Raw genomic sequence first — 21,072 nt, 5'->3', positions numbered from 1 at the left:
TCGTACTATAATCTTGAAGCGAAATAGGGTCTCAAGTTAATTAGGTACTCCCCTTTTTGTTTGTCCCCAATTGCAATCCCTTAACTTGTTAGTGTCTCAAGGGCTTTGTGGGAGGTACTCTATTCAGGTGTTCTAACTCTTCAGGAATTCCATTGCTCCTGATAATTTCCCTGTAGACTAAGGCAGAAGGTCTCCAGTATAATCTCTTTGTAGAGTAATCAACCTTCAATAGACCAAATTTCATTGAGAATCCTGATGACCACTCATAGTTGTCTGCCAGAGACCAATGTAAGTAACCTCTTACATCCGCTCCCTCATTTAAAGCCCTGTACACCTGGTAGATGTGGGATACCAGGTAATACGGTCTCTGGTAGTCAGCGTCATCAGCGATACCGTTCTCCATTACGTATAACGGTAACTTATACCTATTCCAGTACTTAAGAAGTACATCATATAGCCCCTCAGGAAAGAACTCCCAACCGAAATCACTTGTAGGTAGATCAGCTAAACTCAGTGAGTTCCTTTCACAGCGATCTCCGTAACCTAAAAGGGCTAGATAACCCCTCTCAGTTCTTGTGACCACAGTCCTCGTGTAGTAGTTTACACCAATCCAGTCTAACCTGTTCCTTAGGTCCTCCCTAATGACCTTTTCCTCACTATTCACCTCGCCTCTTATTATGGTATCGAAGAAATTCCACCTGTTCAGACTCTCAGCTATTTCCACAGCCTCAGCGTCCTGTGTCCTAAGTGGATAATATGAGGTATTTGCGTATATTATGCCAACTTTCCTTTTTGATATGCTCTTGATGGAGTCATAAGCCCTTGCATGAGCCTGAACTATGTTCCATTTGGCTATTTCTGAAAGCTTAAAGCTTAGGTAATTGGGAGGGAAACCTGCTCTCGGAAAAGCGTAACCTGCTCCCCAAACCACATTAGGTTCATTCATTGTTGCGTATTCATTAACCAGATCATCTAATTTCCAAGCTACATAAGCTGAGAACCTAGCGAACTCATAAACAGTCCTTGAGTTCAACCAACCTGTTGGTCCTGTAAAATCCCCTCTCCTCACTCTGATAGGATCGTGCAACCATATGGGCAAAGTCCAATGATACATGTTCAGTACTACGTGGAGCCCTCTGTTTCTCAAGTCCTCCAATATTTGCCTGTAATGGGCTAACGCTTCGTGGTTAGCGTAGTTGTCCATTTCTCTCAGCTTGGACTCGTTAAAGTCTATACTAATGACAGGACTGGTTTCCCTATGAGTCCCTGTCTCTATTTCAGGCTTTGGCATTGGTCTAGGAAATATTCTACTCCACTCCACGTTAATTCTCACTGCATTTAGTCCTATTTTTTCTGCCTCGTCATGAAACCTCTTATAGTTCCCCCAATACCCTGGACCATTTTCAGGTAAATCTCCGCTAACAACTTGTGAGACTATATTCTCTTTATCATGAACCCAAACGTACCAGTCACTGTTCGGATCCTCGCTACCTGGAGTCCCCATTTCAGACTGAAATCCGGACTGGGACCAACCGAATTTGAAATCCTTTGGGAATGACAACATAGACAGATATAAGTTGAGTAAGGCTTTATTACTTTAACGGGTTTTTCCTCATATAAATTGTTGAGCTGAGACTATGGAAGCTTGTTTCAAAATCGACGTATTAGAGTCTCTTATGGTTTTAACTTGGCTTAATTAGCGGGATGCAAGGAGATCTTCATGACTTACTTAATAGGTGAGTTTTTGTCACTATTTAGTAAAAATTAAAATAATAAGTAAATCTACAACTATGAATATGAAAATTTTTCTGAGAAAATCTTTTATTTTCATCCACCTTTTATAAATTTATGAGGAACAATACCACTAATGTGATCGGTGCATACGTATCTTGGATCATGGATGGTTACGACCTAGGAGCAGTGGTTATTACGTCCTCTATACTGGGTCAATTGTTTTACCCTAAGCAGTTGGCACTACTTGCTGCAACACTCCCAATTATATTCACTATAATATCCAGACCTCTTGGGGGTTTCCTCTTTGGTTATATAGGTGACAAGTTAGGCAGAAGAGCAAGTATGCTCATAACAGTCCTGGGATACTCTCTGTCAATAGGATTGACTGCGTTCTTACCGACTTACCTTCAGATAGGAATTCTCGCCTCTGTCCTCTTGTCCGTACTTAGGATATTACAGGGAATCTTTATTGGTGGAGATGTCGCAGGAAGTTTTACAATATCAATGGAAAGCATTGTAAAGAGAAGGGGGATATTATCAGGACTAATGCAGGCTGGGGTTTTAGTTGGGTTTGTGATAGTTGACTCCCTCTTTACCTATTTAGCAAGTATTTACGGAAAAGCTTTCTTCACTACTTACTGGAGGATAATATTTGGTATTGGCATGATACCGGCTCTTTTGGCTGTTCTAATAAGGTTTAAGATGTCTGAACCTGAGATGTGGTTGAAGGCTAAGGGCAAAAACCCACTATCAGGTATTAAGGACGTTTGGCAACCACTAATAGTTATGATAGGTTTTTGGATGGCAATTTATGCAGGACCACAATTCCTACCTGTCCTTTATGGTACAGTGATGAAGCTAAACCCAGCTTATTATGGGCAAATCATACTGTACATGAATATCATAGGGATTCCTGCAATGCTTTTAGCAGGGTTTCTGTCAGATTACGTGGGAAGGAAACTTTTAGGTATAATAGGTTCTGTAATAGGGATAATTAGTGGTGCACTACTCTATTTCCACTTACCCTCTACATATCTCCTGGCAGACTACACTTTCCTGTTTGGATTCCTAGTTAATCTAGCCTCGTCAATATCCCCTGCATACTTAGCTGAGAGGTTTAAGACCTTCTCAAGGGCTACAGGTGTAGGGACAGCTTACAATGGTGCATTTATGGTAGCAGGCTGGACACAGCTGATTATCTCACTGCTCTCACAAAGTATTAACGTATTCGTCGCTACCTTCTCCATATTCGCAATTGGTTGGTTAATAGCAATAATTGGGTTAGCCATAGGACCTGAGACTAATAATGTGAATTTAGATAAAATATAAATGCAGAAAAGTGAAAAGCAAGGTAAAAGGTTTTTATAACAACGTGAATTTGTCTAAAAACAAAATGGAATAGTTTTTAGCTTAAGATATATTTATAAACCATCAATATCTATCATCATAATAGAAACCTATGTGCAGAATGTTCGCTTATTATGGCTCATCATGGTCTAAGGTTGAAGAGTTGTTTAACTGTTTGAGTAGATCAGCCCAGAGAGACCCATACTTTAATGGCTCTAGCCATAAGGACGGGTGGGGGTTCGTCATAGTAACTAGAGATAAAGTAATTCATTATAGAAGTGGAAGACCAATATTTGAGGATAGATTACCCATTAAATTGGACGATCAAGAGATGATTGTTGTATTTCACGCTAGACAGGCTAGTAGTGGTAATCCCGTAGGTTCACAGTTTTCTCACCCTTATTTAGAAGTGAACCAGAACGGTTCAATTTTTCTTGCCCATAATGGAAGTGTGGATAAGGAAGGACTAGTGAAGCAACTCTCCATAGACTCAGAATACGTGGTCGACTCTGAACTAGCCTTAAAGTTTCTATCAAGTTACAAAGACCTCTCTGAGGGAGTTGAAGCCTTGAAGAACTACACGAAGTCAGCACTTAACCTAATTGTGGTAAACATCTCTAGACAAGGAGAGGCAGAACTATATTATCTGAATTACGTAAGCCCTTCTCACTGGGATCGTGTTAAAAGCGGTAGAACAAGTGCTTCACCGAATTATTATGACCTTTACATCAATAATGAATATGGAGTCTCAGTTTTCTCTTCAACATTGTCATATTATTGTAATGAATTAGGAGAGAGAAAGGCTGAATATGGTAACTTAACTAAGTTAGGAGAGAAGATGAGATTAACGTGATGGTAGAGGACTGAAGAGTAATAACCACAAGTCTATCCTGCGTGTTCCTTAGAAAAATGCTATCATGAAGTAGAATCCATGTATTTCGCTTAGCATAAATTCTGGGTTAGATTTTTACGAAACTTCACGTTAGTTTCAGAAAGTCATTGTTTCATCTAGGATTTTCTTCTTTTCTCCCACTTTAATGTGATCTTGGTAATGTATATTAACGTTTTTTAAAAAACATTAATTGTGAGAAAAGCACTTATATCATTTGTCCTCCTCATAATATTAGTTTCACTCCTTGTACAGTCATACGTGAACATGCATGTCGGAAGTACTACTCAAAGAGTCGTAAAAACCGAAATAATTCCAAATTCTGAGATACCTATATCTCCAAATGTGTCACTCAGTTGGAAATACTTTCCTGACTATATCTCTTTATATCGTTTACACTATTCAGAGCCTGCCCCTATGGGAATAGCTGATTATGGTTTAAGCCCTAACGGTTCCTATATTTTGACTACTACACAGTGGATGGGTGTAATAAATCTATATGGCTTGAGTACAAACACCACTTCTGTATCATTTCAACTAAATTTGAACTTGCACTATTATTTGAATGGTTATACCTATGACTTATGGGTTCAAGATGTGGCATTCTTTAATACTCAAAACAATATCATACAAATACTAGACAATATATGGAATCTTTCCTCCCCTCAAGCATACATAACTTCTGTCCAAGGAAATGGCAATATTTACTCATACTCCAGATTAAACACCACTTTTTACGAATATGAGGCATCAGGTTATCCTGGAAGTCCTGCAACCCTCACTTTGCCTGCAACTGTGTTTTTACTTGTAAATGTTTCCACCAATTCCTTAGGGGAGCCAGTAATCTATTTCTATTATAATGACGGATATGGGTGGATACTTTATGACACTGTTACTGTTACTAATGCACAGGGTTCATCTCAGGTATACTTCATGGTGGATGGGTTTCAGTACAATGGTTACGGAACATTTTGGGACTCTGAAATGGTATTAGCAGGACCGGGTGGTGGTTCAACAACGTATGTTTACTCTTCTGAGGTTTATCTCCAACTGTTGTTCTGGAATGGTCATAACTTTCAAGAAGTTGAAAATGCCTATAATTTTGGTTCAGATACTGGAGAGTCTGCTGAGAATGTAATTGATTCATATTACTATTATACTTATACGGGATTACCCGTGGCAGGGCTGACTTCAGGTAGTGGCTCATTGGGTGAATTGTGGAATTATAATTCCGTGACAGTCCTTAAAGTTAGCACTCCTGTACAGAGTGGATATGCGACAGTATATAATTTCTCAGTACCATTCTCTGATTCGTCTAATATTCAGCAGTTTTACTTTACTGGAGGAGAGTTCATCCTGACATTATATCCTATGCCTTACTCGATCCTAGTGTATCAAAATGGTCAGTTAGCTTATGAGGGTTACTCCCCAGGTGACAAAGGTCTTAATGTGGTGAATACTGAGAGATTTGCATTAAACCTCTCCAGTGATTTGATAAAGCTATATGCTAATCAATCATATAACGAGGCAATAAACATAATAGGAGAAGGTCCTGCGTACATTTACGTTAATTCATCAAGTGGACTGAGCTACTCTCTATCTCAGGTGTACCTTAATTTAAATGGAGACGGGAGTGTAAATTTAAGGATTTACCCACAGTCCCCCGGATTTTATACCGTTACAGTGATACTTGACCTATTGAACGGATATTACTTGAGGGCTACATTTTCAGTTTATGTCCAAGCCTTATATTCGGTAAAATTTAATATAAACGTAATAGGTTCGCAGTTACCTACCTCACCAACATTGACACTTCAATTTCCTAACGGCACTATATCGACCTTAACAATAAGTCCGGGGGAAACCCTCTATCTGCCGACTGGTACAATCTACAACGTACAACAAATTGTGAGTTCGGGAAATATAAGGTGGGCAAGCACTTCACCTATAAATGGCACAGTAAACGGTTCCATTAGTATATACATTACATATTACCAACAGTACCTAGTGAACTTTAACTTTATAGTACAGGGAGGTTCAGGTTATCCAACTCCTCAATTGAAATACACCTCATTCGGTCAGAGTTATGAGAGTACAGTCCCTATTACAGTCTGGGTCGATTCAAACTCTCAGTACTATTTTCAAAACATCTTACAAGGAGACAATGAAAGGTGGGTAGACTTATCCCCAACAGGTGTCATCAGTTCCCCAGGAAATGTTACAGCGTTCTACTATAACGAGTATTACGTGACAGTGAAAACCCCTGTGATTGTCTATGCTTACGTAAATGGCACCAAAAATACATTGAACTCAGGGTGGTATATTCAAGGTACTAATATCTCAATAATTAATGAGACGTACCCCGTAACTAACGGCGTCAGAATTATATTAAGTGGAATTTCCCCAGGGCTAAACTTCATGATAAACTCACCTATGATAATTACCGTGACTACAGTAACTCAGATGTACATAACGGTTAACTCCATCTTACCAGTTGAGTCACTAATTAACGGAACTAATGTGACGCTGACAACAGGGTGGTACAACAACGGAACAAAAATACAGATAGAGAACATAACAATATACATATCCAATGATCAAAGGTACGTTATGACCTATATTTCCTTTAAGTCATTTACCGTAGATCGACCATTAAATATTTCAGCCAATTTCATAAAACAGTATTACATTAACGTCATATCTCCTATTCCTGTTAAAGCTCTAGTTAACGGGACTGAAACAACCTTAAACTCATCTTGGGTAAACAGTGAAACAAAGATACAGGTTATAAATTACACGTATTATGTCTCAGACAACGAGAGACTGGTTCCAACATTTATCTCCTCCAACCTCATAGTAACGAGTCCTATAACAATAGAGATAAAAACTGAAACACAGTATTTAGTCACCATAAATGGAAACTCGTCATGGTATAATAACGGTTCAACAGTAGTTCTCAATGCAAATATACCGTTCTACATGACTGGCAAGTATATTGGCACTTATAATGTCTCTCCTGGTGCGGAATTAGTTGTAAATAGACCTTTGGTTGAAAACCTTACTGAGACCATTAACTTACCAGTAATTATTGGAATAGGAGCCTTGATCATTATAGTTGTTTTGGGAATAGTAGTGACAGGTGTTTTATTACATAAAAAGAGACCTTAGATACACTCTGATGCCAGTTTACTTTACCTCTTTGCCCATCTATTTTTTCACTTTTTCCTGAAGTAGTGCACTATCTCTATGAATCCATTTCTGCCATTGTAAGGTAAATACAAATTATAATAGAATCCGATTTCTGTATCTTCTACTACCACGTAATATTTTCTCTTCTCTGCTTTCTTTGTATCATCAATTCCCAATAGTTCGTCCTTTTCGTTTGTTATAGATTTTCCCAGAGAGTGGGCTAATACATTTACGTTATAGAGGAACTCACTCTTAATGTCTTGCAACATATATACCATGGGTTCCCAGTAACATGAACCGTTTATGTATAACACTCCTTTAGTCTCGCTTACGTATACCATTGGATTATTAGGGATGTCATAGTAGAAAATAGACCCACCCACAGGCACTTCTAGGGTCTTATTTATAAACTCTCTTTTGTACTCTTTTTCCGTCCAGAAAGGAACAGAGTAGACCTGTAACGACATTCAGGCTCACAATTTACATATGGAGTAGAATAGTAAATAGTCCTACCCTTAAAATTAAGTATAGTTATGAGAAATTACTTGTGGTCAATTTGTACAATAAGGATCTCTTAGTCTCATGGCAAAGGAACGACAAGCCTCGCCCTAGGGGAAAGGAGGTCAGATGCATAAATAACGAAAGCCTCTCTTTATAACACTACTCAACCTATGAAGTTCTGCGATCTACACGAGGTGTATAGTCTCTTATGTACGAATTGGAGAGGTAATTGTAACCGTGTGAGTAAGGAGTACAACGCAGAAGTGTAAAAGGTTTTAAAAATTATACAACTGAAACAACGAGATATTTTATGTAGTAAGAATCTACAAATTTTTAATCAGCTTAACTTACTTCTTGTAGCTATTGGAAGAAGATTTTTAAATTTACTTAATAGGTTAAATATTGATTGTTAATGGGATAGAGAAAAAATATACATTAGAGGAATTTAAGAAGAAGATTGCTTTATCAGTGAGAAACTGGGGTAGATGGGGAAAAGATGACGAGATGGGGACTCTAAATTACGTAACTAATGAGTCCGTAGTTGAAGCCTCCAGGGAGGTAAAGGAAGGGAGAGTGTTCTCGTTGTTACTAAATTTTGATCCCTCAGGTCTTCAAAGAGGAGGATTTGGAGGCAGATTTAACCCTATCCATCTTATGACAGCCTCTGGTGCAGATGTGATAAGTGCTGCCCAGAGTGAATTGACGAAGAGAATTTATCAGAAAGATATCTCTTAGGCTGACGATATAATTATAATGCCTTTACAGAGTGCTACATAATAGGATGGCCTTGAGTCATATATTTTTTGAAGGTAAAACGTGGAATGGCTACAACGCCTTTCTGGTGAACTCATCCGGAGCACTCAAAAACGATATTGCAAATATCAAGGATAAGGTAGTAGGCAGAGGAGTGTTATTGGACTTTCCATCTTTCAGGAGTGTGGAATGGTTAGAGCCAGGTGAAGTTATAACCTCCGAGGATTTGGATGATATAATCAAGTTTGAAAATGTTAAGATTAGACAAGGAGATTTTTACTCATTAGGACATATGGCTAGATATTTGAGAAAAGGTGACTGGGAGGACTTTGCGCGCTATACTCCTGCTCCAGGATTTGGATTAGATAATGCAATAAGGTTACATAAGAAGAGAGTCGCTGGTGTCGCAAGTGACACATGGGGATTGGAAGTTATTCCTAATGAGGTAGAGGAGATAATGCAACCATGGCATGATGTAGTTATCCCAAATATGGGCTTAACTGTAGGTGAAATATTTTACAAAATGATGAAAGCCTCGCCCTTTAGGGCGGGGAGGAAGTCAGCTTGAGGAGTTAGCTGATCATTGTAGAAAGGACAAACTCTTCACGTTTATGTTTGTGGCTCAACCTTTACTATTTGAAGGTGCTGTGGGTTCTCCTGTTAACCCCATAGCGATTAAATGAGGGTGAAGGGAATAAGGATTGAATCGATTGTAGCAACATGATTTGAGGTTAGCTTCTCTAATGACGTTATCATAATACGTCTAAATCTTACGGTAAAACTTACTTTTTGTGTGTATTAAGCCAGTGAAGACACATTACAGTCATTTTACTGGATGTCTGATGGAGTTATGATTTTAATTCCTAAGCTCTCCGCCCTAGCCTTGACCCTGTCAGGATCCCTGTCCTCAATAATTGAGGTAATTACAATGACCTCGTCTACCTTAACTCCTTTAGCCTTTTCATAAAATTCCTTCTTCTTGAGTATTATTCCCACATCCCCTCTCCTGATACCAGAAGTTATTTCTATCATTATCACTTTTCCATTCTTTAGTACGACGTCTATTTCTACATCAGACGGATCACCATAAACATAGCCTGTATTGTCATAAAGTAGCTCTCTGTTAGCGGTAAATCCTACATCACTGAGTAATTCTACTACTCCTTGCCTAAAGGAATCCTCATTCTTTACTCCCCATCTCGCTCCTATGCCATTAATCATAGTAATCAGTCTTTTCTCCAATTTTTGAAGGTCTTCCTTAGTAGCCATCTTCTGAAGGTCTTCCTTAGTAGCCATCTTCCCCTCTAATTCTTTCCTAAATGTATCAAATTTAGTGTCAATGTCTTTTCTTAAATTCTCCAGGTCTGTTTTAGTAGCTAAGTTCTGCCAAGGAGTTAATCTTGATAAGACCTGATAAATTATCTCAGGTCTAGCAGTGAGTACATCCACTAAAATAGAAGGATTTTCTACTAGTACTTTTTTTATCTCCTCAGCAGTTACCACAGATATTTAATCTACTTACAGCAATAAAATACTTGTCCTCAACTAAATGTATTTCTATATAAAAATCTTGCTGAGTCTACTATCTTTTAACAGTAACATAGGGATGCCGCGATATACTTCTTATTTCACCTGATATCCGACGAATACAATTACTTCTTGTCATCTAGACTTCCATGCTCTCAGCCCATTAGAAACCTCAACAACTCTCTTTCATAAACTGTTCCTTTCAATTTTCTTCTCTTATCTACTACAGCTATCACTGGCGTCTCTGATTCCCTAAATTTTCTCAATGCGTCAGACACTTTATAGTCCTCATCAATTATTTCAGCATCATCAAGATAAACCTGACAAACTCTCAAATTATCGTAATCGTCTGGACTTATTTCAAGCAAAGTCTTTACAGTTATTAAACCTACTACTCTCATCTCTTCATCCACAACAACTAGTGCTCTGACACCCTTCTCATTAATCTTTAATATTGCCTCTCTCAAAGTGTTATCACAACTAACGAAAACTGTTGATGTAACATTCGTTAGGGAGGATAGTTTAGTATTAAGCTTTACCCGCTCTCCATGACTTACCCTATAGCCTGTCCTTAGCTTGAACAACAACGGAATAGCTAATGAGGCGAGAGATATTGCTAGAGTTGTGTAAGAATACTCAATTGGGGTAATTATACCAGCAGTCAACGCACTAATTAGTAATGAAACGTCAACTCCTCCCTTAGTTGATGTCCCTAGACCATTTGTAATTGGATCATTTCTCATTATTTTACCAGAAATTAAACCTGCAAGAAACTTTGATACCAAGACAGATAAGAAGAGGATGAAACCCACAACAAGTATTTGAAGGTTAATTTTGACAAAGAATAAACCTATACTGACGAAAAATAGAGGCTCAAAAAAGCCATAAGTAAACCCATGTAGCTTCTCTAGGAGGTCCGGTCTATCCTTAAAATAGTCTCTCAGTAGGAAACCAAGAAATAGTGCAGCTATGGCAGAGTTGAAGTTGAAGAACTCAGCCAAGAAACCAATTATAAGCACAAGTGAAATTATACTTGCAAATTCTACTTCTCTAACTTTTATGTAACCTTCAATTTTCTCCAGTACCCTTGTTATAAAGGGACCTAAGATGAGTATCAAGAGGAAGATTAATACTATCTCCAATGTTACTAGGAGCAAATTTTTGTTGAACTGTGAAAATATCGAGAATAAAATCACGGAGATAATTTCTACTAACGTTGCTTGATAGAACAGGTTTGCTCCAACTTCATTTCTACTTATCCCTAAGTCAATCAGTAGTCTAGTTAAAGGACCTGCACTGGTCATAATTAGAGGGACTATGAGTACTAAGTAATCCGGTATATTAAGAACCTCATGTAAAATAAGAAATATGAGAAGGAAGGGCAAGATAATTTGAATAATAGTAGTAAAGAGCAGTTTATTACTAATCTTATACTCTGTGTTTATTTCTTCAGCACCTGCTAGAAAGAGTAGAAATACTATACCTAGAGATGATATAAACGAGATTATTGTGTTTACCTGGATTAAGTTGGTGACCCCTTCACCTAGAACAATTCCTACGAATATGGACCCCACAAAAGGGATTAAGCCTAGCCTAGAAAATACTTGCTCAGCGATCTTTGATAAAATCAACATAATGCCGAGGTCTAAAAGTGTGATTTCAAGGGTGTTCATATTAGTTGTAAGTAAAAATACGTTATTATATAAGGTTAATTAAATTAGAAGGCAATTACTTTGCCCTTAGTCATGCCGATTTTACTTAGAAATCAACAAAAAACATGTAAACTTCATAATGTCAACTTCCCTTTGTTTATCAATAGTCTACCTAAATGGTTATATAAAAAATTCTACTTCTCCTTTGTCTATAAAGAATATAACATCGTTTTTTTTTTTTTTTTGAGAGGCTATTGGAGTTTTTAATCCATCATAAATAGAAAAGCGGAGACTTACTTTGCCTTACACACTCATGTAGATGTACTAATGTAAATGTACACAACACTTCTTTAATTTTTGTGAATTGATAATGTATCTGCACTTCTACACATTCCACTCTCTTCTCATATAAATAATGTAACAAATTAATATTATAACGACGCAAAGCACGGTTGAAGCTACCTGTACTGTAGGCAGACTAATACTTAATAAATGTCTGCTAGTGGTAGCCAATATTGGAGTTATAGTGTAGCTGAATACGCTGCTTAAGGGATCTAATGTGTACTGGTATGTGAGTGCTCTACCTAACATCGCTGAAGGTATGTAAGGTAATAGTATGTTTGCAAGTATAAAAAAGATCAATGTACTTCTTTGACCTGCCAATACTATCCCTACACTCAGGATCATGGTATACATGAGAATTTTTGAGAGTATAGCTATCCCTATTTCGCTTGGTAGTCTTTGAAAATATAATATCAGAAATAGTGGAATAAATTGGACTGCAGATGCTATTAAGAACGATATGATCTTTGATAAGAAGATAATTCTATAACTTTTCACTAGGTTTAGCTCAAATATGGTGACTTGTCTCTCCCTAATAAAGTGGGTCATCATTACTGTCATGACTACGGGTGTGAGGATTATATCTACGTATACCACAAAGTTTTGTAAGAACATATTATAATTACTTGATGAAATCAATATAATAATGGTTGGTAGTAAGTAAAACACTATGAGTGCAGGGTTAAATATTCCGCCTTTCATGTACCACTTAACAGCGCTTTTAAGCCTACCCATATATTTTCACCCTAAGTCCTGCCCTTCTGAAGCCTATAATCAATCTCTCGTCAAATAACTTTACTAGATATTCTTCTTTAACGTTTTTGACTAAGGTACTGGTCCCCAAGTTCGTTATGATCTCTGCTCCAGAGGAGTTGAGCATCTCGACTGCCTTTTGATAGTTCTGCCTAGGTATAATGACCTCATATATGCTGTACTGATATACATCCCGACTATCGCCTATCCACTTAAGTTTGCCATCCTCTAAAATCAGTATTTTATCTGCGATCAACTCAGCCTCCTCCATTACATGCGTAGTAAAAACCGTTCTTTTTCTCTGGTATATTCTATCTATGAGCAAATGCTGAAATCTGATATCCAAGTGGGAGAGAGGTTCATCCAATATGACGATGTAGGTCTCATCACAGTAAAGAGCCAATGATAGGGCTAATAGTTGTGACTGACCACTGGAAAGCTGATAGAGTGACTTGTCCTCTAAGTTTTTTATGCCAACCTCGTCCATCATAGAGACTATATGGTCATAGTCTTTGCAAGTTTCCCTACACGCTTCTAATACATCTCTAACTCTGATTTTCAGATCAAACCTAGGCTTTTCAAAGGAGTACGATATATATTTGCTTATGTCCTCCCTTCTTTTATACGGCTCGATACCTTCTAGATAGAGATTACCCCTGCTAGGGTGCCTAAGACCGGCAACTATACTTAGGAGTGTTGATTTTCCACTACCGTTTGGACCAACTATTGCGATTATATCCCCATCCACATCGAAGTTCAGGTCGTATAACGCTGAAAACTTACCGAATTTTTTTACGAGATTTCTTGCAGTAATTCTCATGTGATCAGCCCACGGTTACCTATTCCCTATCTAAAGAACAGAAATAGAGTTGTTATAACACCTAATGTTAATATTTCCGAGACAGGAGTTATGGACAAATAAGCTGCAGTTACTCCACCTAAGAAGTTCTGCTCGACCGGGAGGATGTTAGTGCTATCGAGATTAGTCCCTTCGTAAAGAGTGACTATATCATCTACAATAAGACTCTGGTTAAACATTAAGTGTTTTTGGATTATTGATTTAGCTTCGTTTAACACCATATTCAGTTGGGGAATATTGAAATTGGATGTAATCAAGCTCAGTAACGGTGAACCGTAATTTACGAAGGTTTCAACTCTAAGAATTCCAGGAGCGTCACCTGCACCTATAGGTGAAAAGTCCTGTGAATAGTAAAGTAGTATATAGCCTTTTTGGAGCTTCCCATAATTGTCGAAATGGAGCATCGTGGGTTCGCCCTTCATGATGGAACAGTTTATACTTATATCAGCAGATATTAAAATGTGATCGATCAAGTTTGACGCATAATGTCTGTAAGGGACGCCTAAATTTGATGGCATACCTAAAATTGGTCCAAATCTTGTATCACCTGTATTAGGGCAGATGGATAGATTGTAGTACCTCCCAATCATAAGGGAGTTACTCTCAGGGAAGAAAAACTCAAAAAGGTCATTGCTCTTATTTACTAGGATCCAAGAGGAATATGGATTAGTGGTATAATTATTAGGGTAATTATCTGTTACTCTCTGATTCATTAGAGTAATTGATGCATTAACGACATCATTACTGAAATATGAGAAATTAAGCTTAAACTCATAGGCGTAATCCATAATATGTGTAGGATTAGTCAACCTATCCACTATAGTTATCTCCACAAAGATATGATAGGTAGCCCAAGCCCCTTGATCAAAGTCCTTATGAGATTGGAGATATTTCACAAACAGAACTGCATATGGGTAAATTACCAGATAAAATAATAATCCAAACAAAATGACAAAGGCAAGAAGATATGAAATGCCTTTCATGACCATCAACTTAATGTACCGGGCTCTGTAAGTACAATATTATGGTTCCACTGCTCTATTTGTGTTATTATTGGCATCAGATTTTGATTCTGGCCGTCTAGTTCACAACTCAATTTCATGATTACCTATTGACCATTTATTATTTGTAATTCTACGTTAGTCCATCCAGAATAACCTGAGATAGCACTCCCTTGTCTCCATTGGTCATGTTCGTATATGGCGTATGGGGTTACACTCCTATTAACATTATCTATTTCTGCATAACATCCTAAAAAGCACCACCATGCCACCCACACATTATGGTTGGTATAACTGAATCGTGTATCTATCAAGCCTGAGGGATCTTGTATCGCGTATAATGTAACGTTCACTTCAGTACCTTTCTGACCAATAGAATTGACTGTGTAGACGTACTAAGTTGACCAGACATATTATGCATTAGATATTATCGGTAAAATTCCCATAGGTACTATAGCTAAAGACACTAAAGGTGCGATCAAAATCTTAAATTTATTTGTTCTTCTGTTACAAGATTTATCTTCCTTAATATTTCATTATAATATATTCTAATAGGAATTTATAAGATTTTTTAATGTCTACCTAATATTTCTTTATAAACTAAAATATAAACTGTATTTACAAAATGAGGAAAGCCTCACGATAAATAGTAAGGAGGGAGTCAACTAGACTGTCTAATACATCCATTGCGCTAATCATGGATTCATCATTCCCTCACTTTATTAATGTCTATTTAAACCATGAATTAGTGTATAATTGTTGTAATGAATTCATACAGAATAAAAATGATGCTACCTATAGATATAAGAATATTGACTATTTTATCAAACCTCTTTGGAATAAAGTTTAATAAAGAGAATATCATGAAAGACAATACTGAAGTAGTTATAAAGACAAATAATATAAGAACGGAATAGAGTATGTTCTCGGACATTAGACTTAGTGTTATCACTATTAGTTTAGAAGGACTGATCACTAATGCGCCTTGAAGTAGTCCAAGGCTCTTGGGCTCAATTTCAAATTCCTTTCCCTTTACAGTCCCGTAAAGTAACAGCCCACTAACCAGTAGTCCTATGGAATAGGAAGTTATTAGGAGGGGAAATTCCAAGATCGTGACTAGAGACAACAGACTAAGCGGAATGGCCATTATCAAAAATCCTGCAGAATGAAAAAGAGAAAATTGGAAAATTTTCTTTAAGCTCTTAAAAATCCTAACATTTGCAATATGGTCCGCATCCAGTCCGTGTCCTAAACCTAGAAGAGCAGATATCAGTAATAAATATAATATATCTGGCATGATATAAAGTCAAGTAACTGAGGTATAAATCATTTGTTTTTCTTGTAGTAGTTGTTTCTGGGGATTGAGTAGGTATACGAGAGAACTCACCTGATATCATTTCTAGATGTAAAAATGTTTACAGGAATTTAACTAGAATCCATAATTTAGGACGGGCGGGGAAATTATTAGGCATAGCTTACAAAATGACGAAAGCCTGGCCCTCCAGGGAGGTGAGGAAGTCAGCTTTAAATCACATTACTTGTTACTCTTTTTGACGACAAGAGATTGCCTCCTCTATAAACTCATGACCTGTCGTTATTTGAATTAAGAGCAGACTTGCCTTTTTTGTTCATAATTTAACCCTAATTGTGGAAAAGTGTTTCAGTTCAAACTCATGTCTAATCTGTTCTAACGACTATGTAGATTCAAATTTGCCCAAGAAAGAGCAATGTGACTAATCCTACAATGACCAGCATTATAGAACCTGCCAACAGGAAATCCTTCACTCTATAACCTCCGGCTTCGCTAACTAAAAGATTAGCTTGATGACTGAACGGGGTTATAAATGTACATGAACTTCCCATGGCTACAATTGTTAAAGCTAATAACGGATTACTCATAGTTAGTGCAACTGGTCCCAAGATAACTGCTGCTGCAGTGTTACTAACAAAGTTAGCTACTAAGGCTGTTATGAAGAATAATATTATTGGGTTCCCTATGAGTGGTATATGTGTTAATAACCCAGTTGACGCAAGGGTATCACCCATGGAAATATAAGTACCAACAAAAACAAGAATAGACCATTCTATATTCCTGTAAATCTCTCTGTACTCCATTACGGCAACAGGAATTAAGCCTACCAAAAACGCCTCTGCTATGTTAATTCCCAATAACGATAGTGCAATGGATAGACCAAGTGAAGACAGAGCAAGCACTCCTCTTTTCACATTAAATATTTTAACACTCCTCTTGTAGAGTGGGACGAGCCCTAAATTATTCATCATTTTTGTTATCCTCTCTTCCTTTCCCTGAACCAGTAATATGACTCCTGGGGTTAGAGTTACCCTACTTAGTTTCCCCCTAATGAACTTTCCCGATATTCCAAGAACTTTAACTCCGTAGACGAAATCCAGCTCTAGGTCTGCTAAAGTCTTCCCGACTACCTCTGATCCTGATGGGATCAGCAGCTCATATAAGTCTTCCCCTTTGACCTCCTCAGACGACGGTGCCAGTTTAAGTCCTTGTATGGATGTAAGAACAGACAACTTATCTGGGCTAACCTGTAACAATAACAGGTCTCCCTTAAGTATTGTTCTTGGACCAAAACTTATCCTCCTTGGGTAAATGTCTAATATCTTCACCCCAAGTTTTTCTAGGTACTTTACTGACTTTCCGATTAAATCGCCATCTTCCACTTTGGCTTCTACTAAGTAGTTGGAAATCTTGAAATCCTCAACATTTCCCACCCTAGTTAAGTTTGATGGTAAAATACGTACAATTATGACCATTGCCAAAAGACCTACTGCAACCACTATTAGCCCGATTGGTGCAAACTGAAACAGAGGGAGGAATTTCCCTTCTTTCTCAAACCATAATTGGTCTAGTATTAAATTAGGTGTCGTACCTATAATAGTGTATCTTCCGCCTAAGATAGCTGTAAAGGACAATGGTATGAGATATTTTGATGGACTATCATTAAATCTCTTAGATACATAAAAGAATACTGGTATAAGCACTGCAGTAAGGGCAACATCACTCATGAAACCTGATGAAAGAGCAGTGATGACTAAAAGAGTCCCAAATATTACATACTTATTTTTTAACCTAGATGAAATAAGCTCTCCAAAACTCTCTAAAAAGCCTGACTTCTCAAGAGTCTTACTTATCACCATTAAACTACCTAAGACTACCACAGCTGGGTTAGCAAGGTTTATTAAGGCTTGGTTTACTGAAATTCCACCTATCAAGATGAGGACAACTAACGATACTATACCTACTATGTCAAATCTCACTTTCTTACTTATCAGTAAGCCTATTGAGACCAAGAATGTAGCTAGGATAAGATATATCTGAATTGAATTCATTATCCTTTAGATGGAATAACAAACATATATATGTAATTATCATGATATATACGTATAAATAGTTCTTATCATAAACGAAGAAGAGATTAACTAATAATGAGTTTTAAACTAGCTTCCTCTCCGCCATGAGGGATCCCCTCATCAATTCGGGTTTAAATCCCTTATATGGGGCAAGTCGAAAGGCTCAGAGAAATCCTCCCATACAAAACTGCAATCACGTTAAATAACCACAGTTTTCACATGTAAAATACCTGTGAGAGACATCTCTCATTTTCATACCACATATAAACATGTAGTAGAAAAAGAATAGAATGATCTACATATACCACTTTCAGACCACTCTTCTCAACTTCACACTCAATCCTGTATTGAACCTTACGGTACTACATTAAATAAAGCTTATCTCTAAAACTCTTTCGTAAATCCTGATTAGTCTAACTTTAACCAACTTTCTCATTTCTGTCTTTAGTATCTTTAAAACTAAAATTCTCGATTTTTAACTAATCATGTACAGTGTTTCTGTCTGTTCAGTTATGACCACTTATCTCGCTTTGACTCTCAGGTATACAGTATTAATTGACTTTATTAGGTCGGTGCCGAACAATCTTTTATGATTAATGAACATTTCCCCATAATTACGGGCAAATCCACATACATAGATGACATATCCCCAAAGAACGTTGTATATCTTCACGTGATCAGATCCTCTATAGCCAGAGGAGTTATCAAGAGCATATCAAAACCCTCGAATGCCCTCTTAGCTCTTACTTGGGACGATATAAAGTCATTTATGTCAGCTAGATTATTCCCAGGATTGACTGGAGCACAAGTTGCTAGAATGCCTGTACTAACTAACGGTAAGGTGATCTTTGTTGGACAACCTGTTCTAGCCTTTGTTGTAGATGATAAACGAAACGTTAGTAGAGGATCTCGCTGAAGAATTGGGTATGGATCCTGTTGAACTGAGACGTAAAAACCTAGTTAATAATTCAGGGTATATAACTTCACTTGGCACTAAGCTAGATCCAGCTGGATATCAAGACGTTTTAAACAGAGCTGGGGTATAATACAGAAAGGCTAAGGAGATGTATAAGGACAAGGGGGTATCGTTAGTTATCTTTACGGAAATAGTGAGGACCTCACCAGGCGAAGGGGCTAGAGTCAAGGTAAGAGATGGCAAAGTCTATTTCTATTTGGGTTTAGGTCCCCATGGTCAAGCTTACTCTACTACCTTCAAGAAACTTGCCTCTGAGACATTGGGTATAGGTGAGGAAAGTATTGAGGTGATAACTGGTAATACCGACACAGTAAAAGAGGGAATAGAAAGTTTTGGATCTAGAGCAGGTGCTATAGGAGGCTCTGCAGTTATCGCTGCTGGGAAAGAATTATTGAAGAAATTTAACATAAGTTCCCTAAAGTCGATGGACTTATCGAAGTTTGAGGGAACAGAAGTTGAGGTATTTTATAGGGCTGACGACATCTTTGCTCCAGGTGCTCACGTTGTAGTGGTTGATGTAGATAAGGAGACAGGATTTGTTAAGGTTATTGACTACTGCGCAGTCGATGATGTTGGTTGAGTACTAAACAAAAAAGAGGAGATTGAAGGACAGATAATGGGGGGACAAACGGTATGTTACAAGGCGTATCACAGGTTTTAATGGAAGCAATGAGGTATGATGAAAGAGGAATACCTTTATGTTCTTTAATCACTGACTGCGGTGTCCCCACTGCCATGGAATCGCCGTTGAGGATACATGAAGATTACGTGGAACATCCCTCTGCCCTGTTATCGGGAAGCAGAGGAGTAGGAGAAGCTGGAACTACTGGAGCGTTACCCGCTGTATTCATAGCCCTTGGAAAAAGCTACAAAGAGGAAGTATAATTCTATTCCCATTGATGCATGGTTAGTGGTAAAGTGATGCTTCCTTGTTCCGCCTATAATGTACTCAAAATCCTTAACCATTAAATGCTAAAAAGTTTTTTTTTTTTCAAGGAATAATTCAGATTCTTTCCTGAGAGGCTCTCTCTGAAACCCACTTAGCCAATCTCCTCAGTTTGTCTTCAATTAAGTCCCTTTCTCTACATGCTCTTGCAGATATTTTATGAACAATGTGAGAGCCTCCCTTAAATATGTGGTGTTCTCAGATCCTAAACCTATCCTCAAATACCCAGGCATTTCGAAACACTCACCAGGATTAACTAATACACTGTATTTTTCAAATAATTCCTCACTGAACTTATACGTGTCCTTCAAGGGAGTTTTCGGAAAGGCAAGTACAGTGGCATTGGGTCTTATCCATTTCATATCAACATCCCTTATCACCTCTTCAAACAGTCTCATATTCCTTTTCGCAATGTCCCTACTTCTTGCCTGAAGCTTTTCCTTGTTCATCAATGCACTAAGAGCAATCTCCTGGCTTATTACTGAGGGTGAGATCGAAGTATAGTCCTTTACACTCCACATCTTATCAACTATTTCCCTGTTCCCGACTACCCATCCGACCCTTATTCCAGGCAAACCATAAACTTTCGACATACTATTCGTACTAATTGTCTTATCATACACATCAATAAAGCTAGGTCTTACATTGCCTTCATGCTCTGACCCTCTGTAAACCTCATCTGCTATAATCCAAGTTTTGTTGTCCTCTGCTATTTCAGCTATAGCCTTAATTTCACTCTCTGACAGAGCCATCCCTGTGGGATTATTTGGATTTGTTATCACTATGGCTTTAGTGCCTCTAGTCACCTTCTCATTAATTTCCTCTATATCAATTCTGAAACCGTTTTCCTCTCTAAGCCAAAAGTAATCAATTTTAGCGTTTAAACCCTTCAGTAGTCCAGGTATTTGCATGTAGTTTGGCATCTCCACTAAAACATGATCACCAGGTTTAATCACAGATAAAATTGTAATGTAGTTAGCCTCTGCTCCACCATTGGTTATAATCACGTTATCGCTACTTGTAGAATACATGTTACTGATCAGTTCTCTGAGTCTTATTTGCCCTTTAGTATGTCCATACTCCAGTTTAATATCAACTAACTCAAAGTCCTTCAAGTTCAAAGGTTCAACTCCACTTTCAGACAGAACATACTTAGCTCTCCAGTCCCTCAGAGATTGCCATCTTTCTAGGCAAAACTCAGGATACATTTGTACAAGTC

At 37.7% G+C, this 21,072-nt stretch carries 17 protein-coding genes and 1 pseudogene; 7 read left to right on the top strand and 11 right to left on the bottom strand.

Going from position 1 to position 21,072, the window contains the following annotated elements:
• Nucleotides 1-88: 88 nt before the first annotated feature.
• Complete coding sequence (locus SUSAZ_08905; GenBank protein AHC52032.1) at nt 89-1,564, bottom strand: beta-galactosidase; 1,476 nt, start codon at nt 1,562-1,564, stop codon at nt 89-91.
• A gap of 284 nt (nt 1,565-1,848) precedes the next feature.
• Between SUSAZ_08905 and SUSAZ_08900 the strand changes: the two genes are divergently transcribed.
• From SUSAZ_08900 to SUSAZ_08890, 3 genes are all read left to right on the top strand, one after another.
• Nucleotides 1,849-3,063: an MFS transporter gene (locus tag SUSAZ_08900; protein AHC52031.1), complete on the top strand. Its 1,215-nt coding sequence runs from the start codon at nt 1,849-1,851 to the stop codon at nt 3,061-3,063.
• Nucleotides 3,064-3,193: 130 nt separating this feature from the next.
• Nucleotides 3,194-3,934: a glutamine amidotransferase gene (locus SUSAZ_08895; GenBank protein AHC52030.1), complete on the top strand. Its 741-nt coding sequence runs from the start codon at nt 3,194-3,196 to the stop codon at nt 3,932-3,934.
• Nucleotides 3,935-4,165: 231 nt separating this feature from the next.
• The gene (locus tag SUSAZ_08890; GenBank protein ID AHC52029.1) at nt 4,166-7,138 is read left to right on the top strand and encodes a hypothetical protein; all 2,973 of its coding nucleotides are present in this window, start codon (nt 4,166-4,168) and stop codon (nt 7,136-7,138) included.
• Between the two features lie 47 nt (nt 7,139-7,185).
• Here the strand turns inward: SUSAZ_08890 and SUSAZ_08885 are convergent, their stop codons facing one another.
• Nucleotides 7,186-7,626 carry a hypothetical protein gene (locus SUSAZ_08885; GenBank protein AHC52028.1) on the bottom strand — a complete coding sequence of 147 codons (441 nt, stop codon included), beginning with the start codon at nt 7,624-7,626 and terminating at the stop codon, nt 7,186-7,188.
• Between the two features lie 502 nt (nt 7,627-8,128).
• On the opposite strand from SUSAZ_08885, the pseudogene SUSAZ_08880 reads away from it, so the two are divergent.
• A pseudogene (locus tag SUSAZ_08880) lies at nt 8,129-9,096 on the top strand (cyclase).
• 145 nt (nt 9,097-9,241) lie between these two features.
• Here the strand turns inward: SUSAZ_08880 and SUSAZ_08875 are convergent.
• The 8 genes from SUSAZ_08875 to SUSAZ_08840 all read right to left on the bottom strand — a co-directional run bounded on the left by SUSAZ_08875 (nt 9,242) and on the right by SUSAZ_08840 (nt 17,910).
• Nucleotides 9,242-9,916, bottom strand: a complete 675-nt coding sequence (locus SUSAZ_08875; protein AHC52027.1) for a hypothetical protein — start codon at nt 9,914-9,916, stop codon at nt 9,242-9,244.
• A 179-nt stretch (nt 9,917-10,095) separates the two neighbouring features.
• Nucleotides 10,096-11,613 (bottom strand): sodium:proton antiporter, encoded by a 1,518-nt coding sequence (locus SUSAZ_08870; protein ID AHC52026.1) that lies wholly within the window; start codon nt 11,611-11,613, stop codon nt 10,096-10,098.
• 363 nt (nt 11,614-11,976) lie between these two features.
• Nucleotides 11,977-12,636, bottom strand: coding sequence for a hypothetical protein (locus SUSAZ_08865; protein AHC52588.1), 660 nt, complete (start codon nt 12,634-12,636; stop codon nt 11,977-11,979).
• 25 nt (nt 12,637-12,661) lie between these two features.
• Nucleotides 12,662-13,507, bottom strand: a complete 846-nt coding sequence (locus SUSAZ_08860) for a hypothetical protein (GenBank protein ID AHC52587.1) — start codon at nt 13,505-13,507, stop codon at nt 12,662-12,664.
• Between the two features lie 26 nt (nt 13,508-13,533).
• On the bottom strand, nt 13,534-14,535 hold the full coding sequence (locus SUSAZ_08855; protein AHC52586.1) for a hypothetical protein: 1,002 nt from the start codon (nt 14,533-14,535) through the stop codon (nt 13,534-13,536).
• A gap of 119 nt (nt 14,536-14,654) precedes the next feature.
• Entirely contained in the window at nt 14,655-14,819 is a 165-nt protein-coding gene (locus tag SUSAZ_08850; GenBank protein AHC52585.1) for a hypothetical protein, read from the bottom strand.
• A gap of 473 nt (nt 14,820-15,292) precedes the next feature.
• Nucleotides 15,293-15,820, bottom strand: coding sequence for a hypothetical protein (locus SUSAZ_08845; protein AHC52025.1), 528 nt, complete (start codon nt 15,818-15,820; stop codon nt 15,293-15,295).
• A gap of 431 nt (nt 15,821-16,251) precedes the next feature.
• Nucleotides 16,252-17,910: a potassium transporter TrkA gene (locus SUSAZ_08840; GenBank protein ID AHC52024.1), complete on the bottom strand. Its 1,659-nt coding sequence runs from the start codon at nt 17,908-17,910 to the stop codon at nt 16,252-16,254.
• 610 nt (nt 17,911-18,520) lie between these two features.
• On the opposite strand from SUSAZ_08840, the gene SUSAZ_08835 reads away from it, so the two are divergent.
• From SUSAZ_08835 to SUSAZ_08825, 3 genes are all read left to right on the top strand, one after another.
• On the top strand, nt 18,521-18,847 hold the full coding sequence (locus SUSAZ_08835) for a hypothetical protein (protein ID AHC52584.1): 327 nt from the start codon (nt 18,521-18,523) through the stop codon (nt 18,845-18,847).
• A gap of 148 nt (nt 18,848-18,995) precedes the next feature.
• A complete protein-coding gene (locus tag SUSAZ_08830) occupies nt 18,996-19,487 on the top strand; it encodes a hypothetical protein (GenBank protein ID AHC52583.1) in 492 nt (163 codons plus the stop codon).
• A gap of 80 nt (nt 19,488-19,567) precedes the next feature.
• Nucleotides 19,568-19,792: a hypothetical protein gene (locus SUSAZ_08825; GenBank protein AHC52582.1), complete on the top strand. Its 225-nt coding sequence runs from the start codon at nt 19,568-19,570 to the stop codon at nt 19,790-19,792.
• Between the two features lie 183 nt (nt 19,793-19,975).
• On the opposite strand, the gene SUSAZ_08820 is transcribed toward SUSAZ_08825, so the two are convergent.
• Entirely contained in the window at nt 19,976-21,061 is a 1,086-nt protein-coding gene (locus SUSAZ_08820) for an aspartate aminotransferase (GenBank protein ID AHC52023.1), read from the bottom strand.
• Nucleotides 21,062-21,072: the final 11 nt, after the last annotated feature.

This window comes from Sulfolobus acidocaldarius SUSAZ (assembly GCA_000508305.1).
Taxonomy (GTDB): Archaea; Thermoproteota; Thermoprotei_A; order Sulfolobales; family Sulfolobaceae; genus Sulfolobus; species Sulfolobus acidocaldarius_A.
Note: the sequence above shows the minus strand (reverse complement) of the source record. Positions and strands in the feature narration are given on the sequence as shown.

Bases quoted from the DNA above. Each gene is read 5' to 3' on its own strand.
- SUSAZ_08905 (AHC52032.1), bottom strand. From the start codon at position 1,564: ATGTTGTCATTCCCAAAGGATTTCAAATTCGGTTGGTCCCAGTCCGGA.
- SUSAZ_08900 (AHC52031.1), top strand. From the start codon at position 1,849: ATGAGGAACAATACCACTAATGTGATCGGTGCATACGTATCTTGGATC.
- SUSAZ_08895 (AHC52030.1), top strand. From the start codon at position 3,194: ATGTGCAGAATGTTCGCTTATTATGGCTCATCATGGTCTAAGGTTGAA.
- SUSAZ_08885 (AHC52028.1), bottom strand. From the start codon at position 7,626: ATGTCGTTACAGGTCTACTCTGTTCCTTTCTGGACGGAAAAAGAGTAC.
- SUSAZ_08870 (AHC52026.1), bottom strand. From the start codon at position 11,613: ATGAACACCCTTGAAATCACACTTTTAGACCTCGGCATTATGTTGATT.
- SUSAZ_08865 (AHC52588.1), bottom strand. From the start codon at position 12,636: ATGAAAGGCGGAATATTTAACCCTGCACTCATAGTGTTTTACTTACTA.
- SUSAZ_08860 (AHC52587.1), bottom strand. From the start codon at position 13,507: ATGAGAATTACTGCAAGAAATCTCGTAAAAAAATTCGGTAAGTTTTCA.
- SUSAZ_08855 (AHC52586.1), bottom strand. From the start codon at position 14,535: ATGGTCATGAAAGGCATTTCATATCTTCTTGCCTTTGTCATTTTGTTT.
- SUSAZ_08840 (AHC52024.1), bottom strand. From the start codon at position 17,910: ATGAATTCAATTCAGATATATCTTATCCTAGCTACATTCTTGGTCTCA.
- SUSAZ_08835 (AHC52584.1), top strand. From the start codon at position 18,521: ATGATTAATGAACATTTCCCCATAATTACGGGCAAATCCACATACATA.
- SUSAZ_08830 (AHC52583.1), top strand. From the start codon at position 18,996: ATGTATAAGGACAAGGGGGTATCGTTAGTTATCTTTACGGAAATAGTG.
- SUSAZ_08825 (AHC52582.1), top strand. From the start codon at position 19,568: ATGGAAGCAATGAGGTATGATGAAAGAGGAATACCTTTATGTTCTTTA.
- SUSAZ_08820 (AHC52023.1), bottom strand. From the start codon at position 21,061: ATGTATCCTGAGTTTTGCCTAGAAAGATGGCAATCTCTGAGGGACTGG.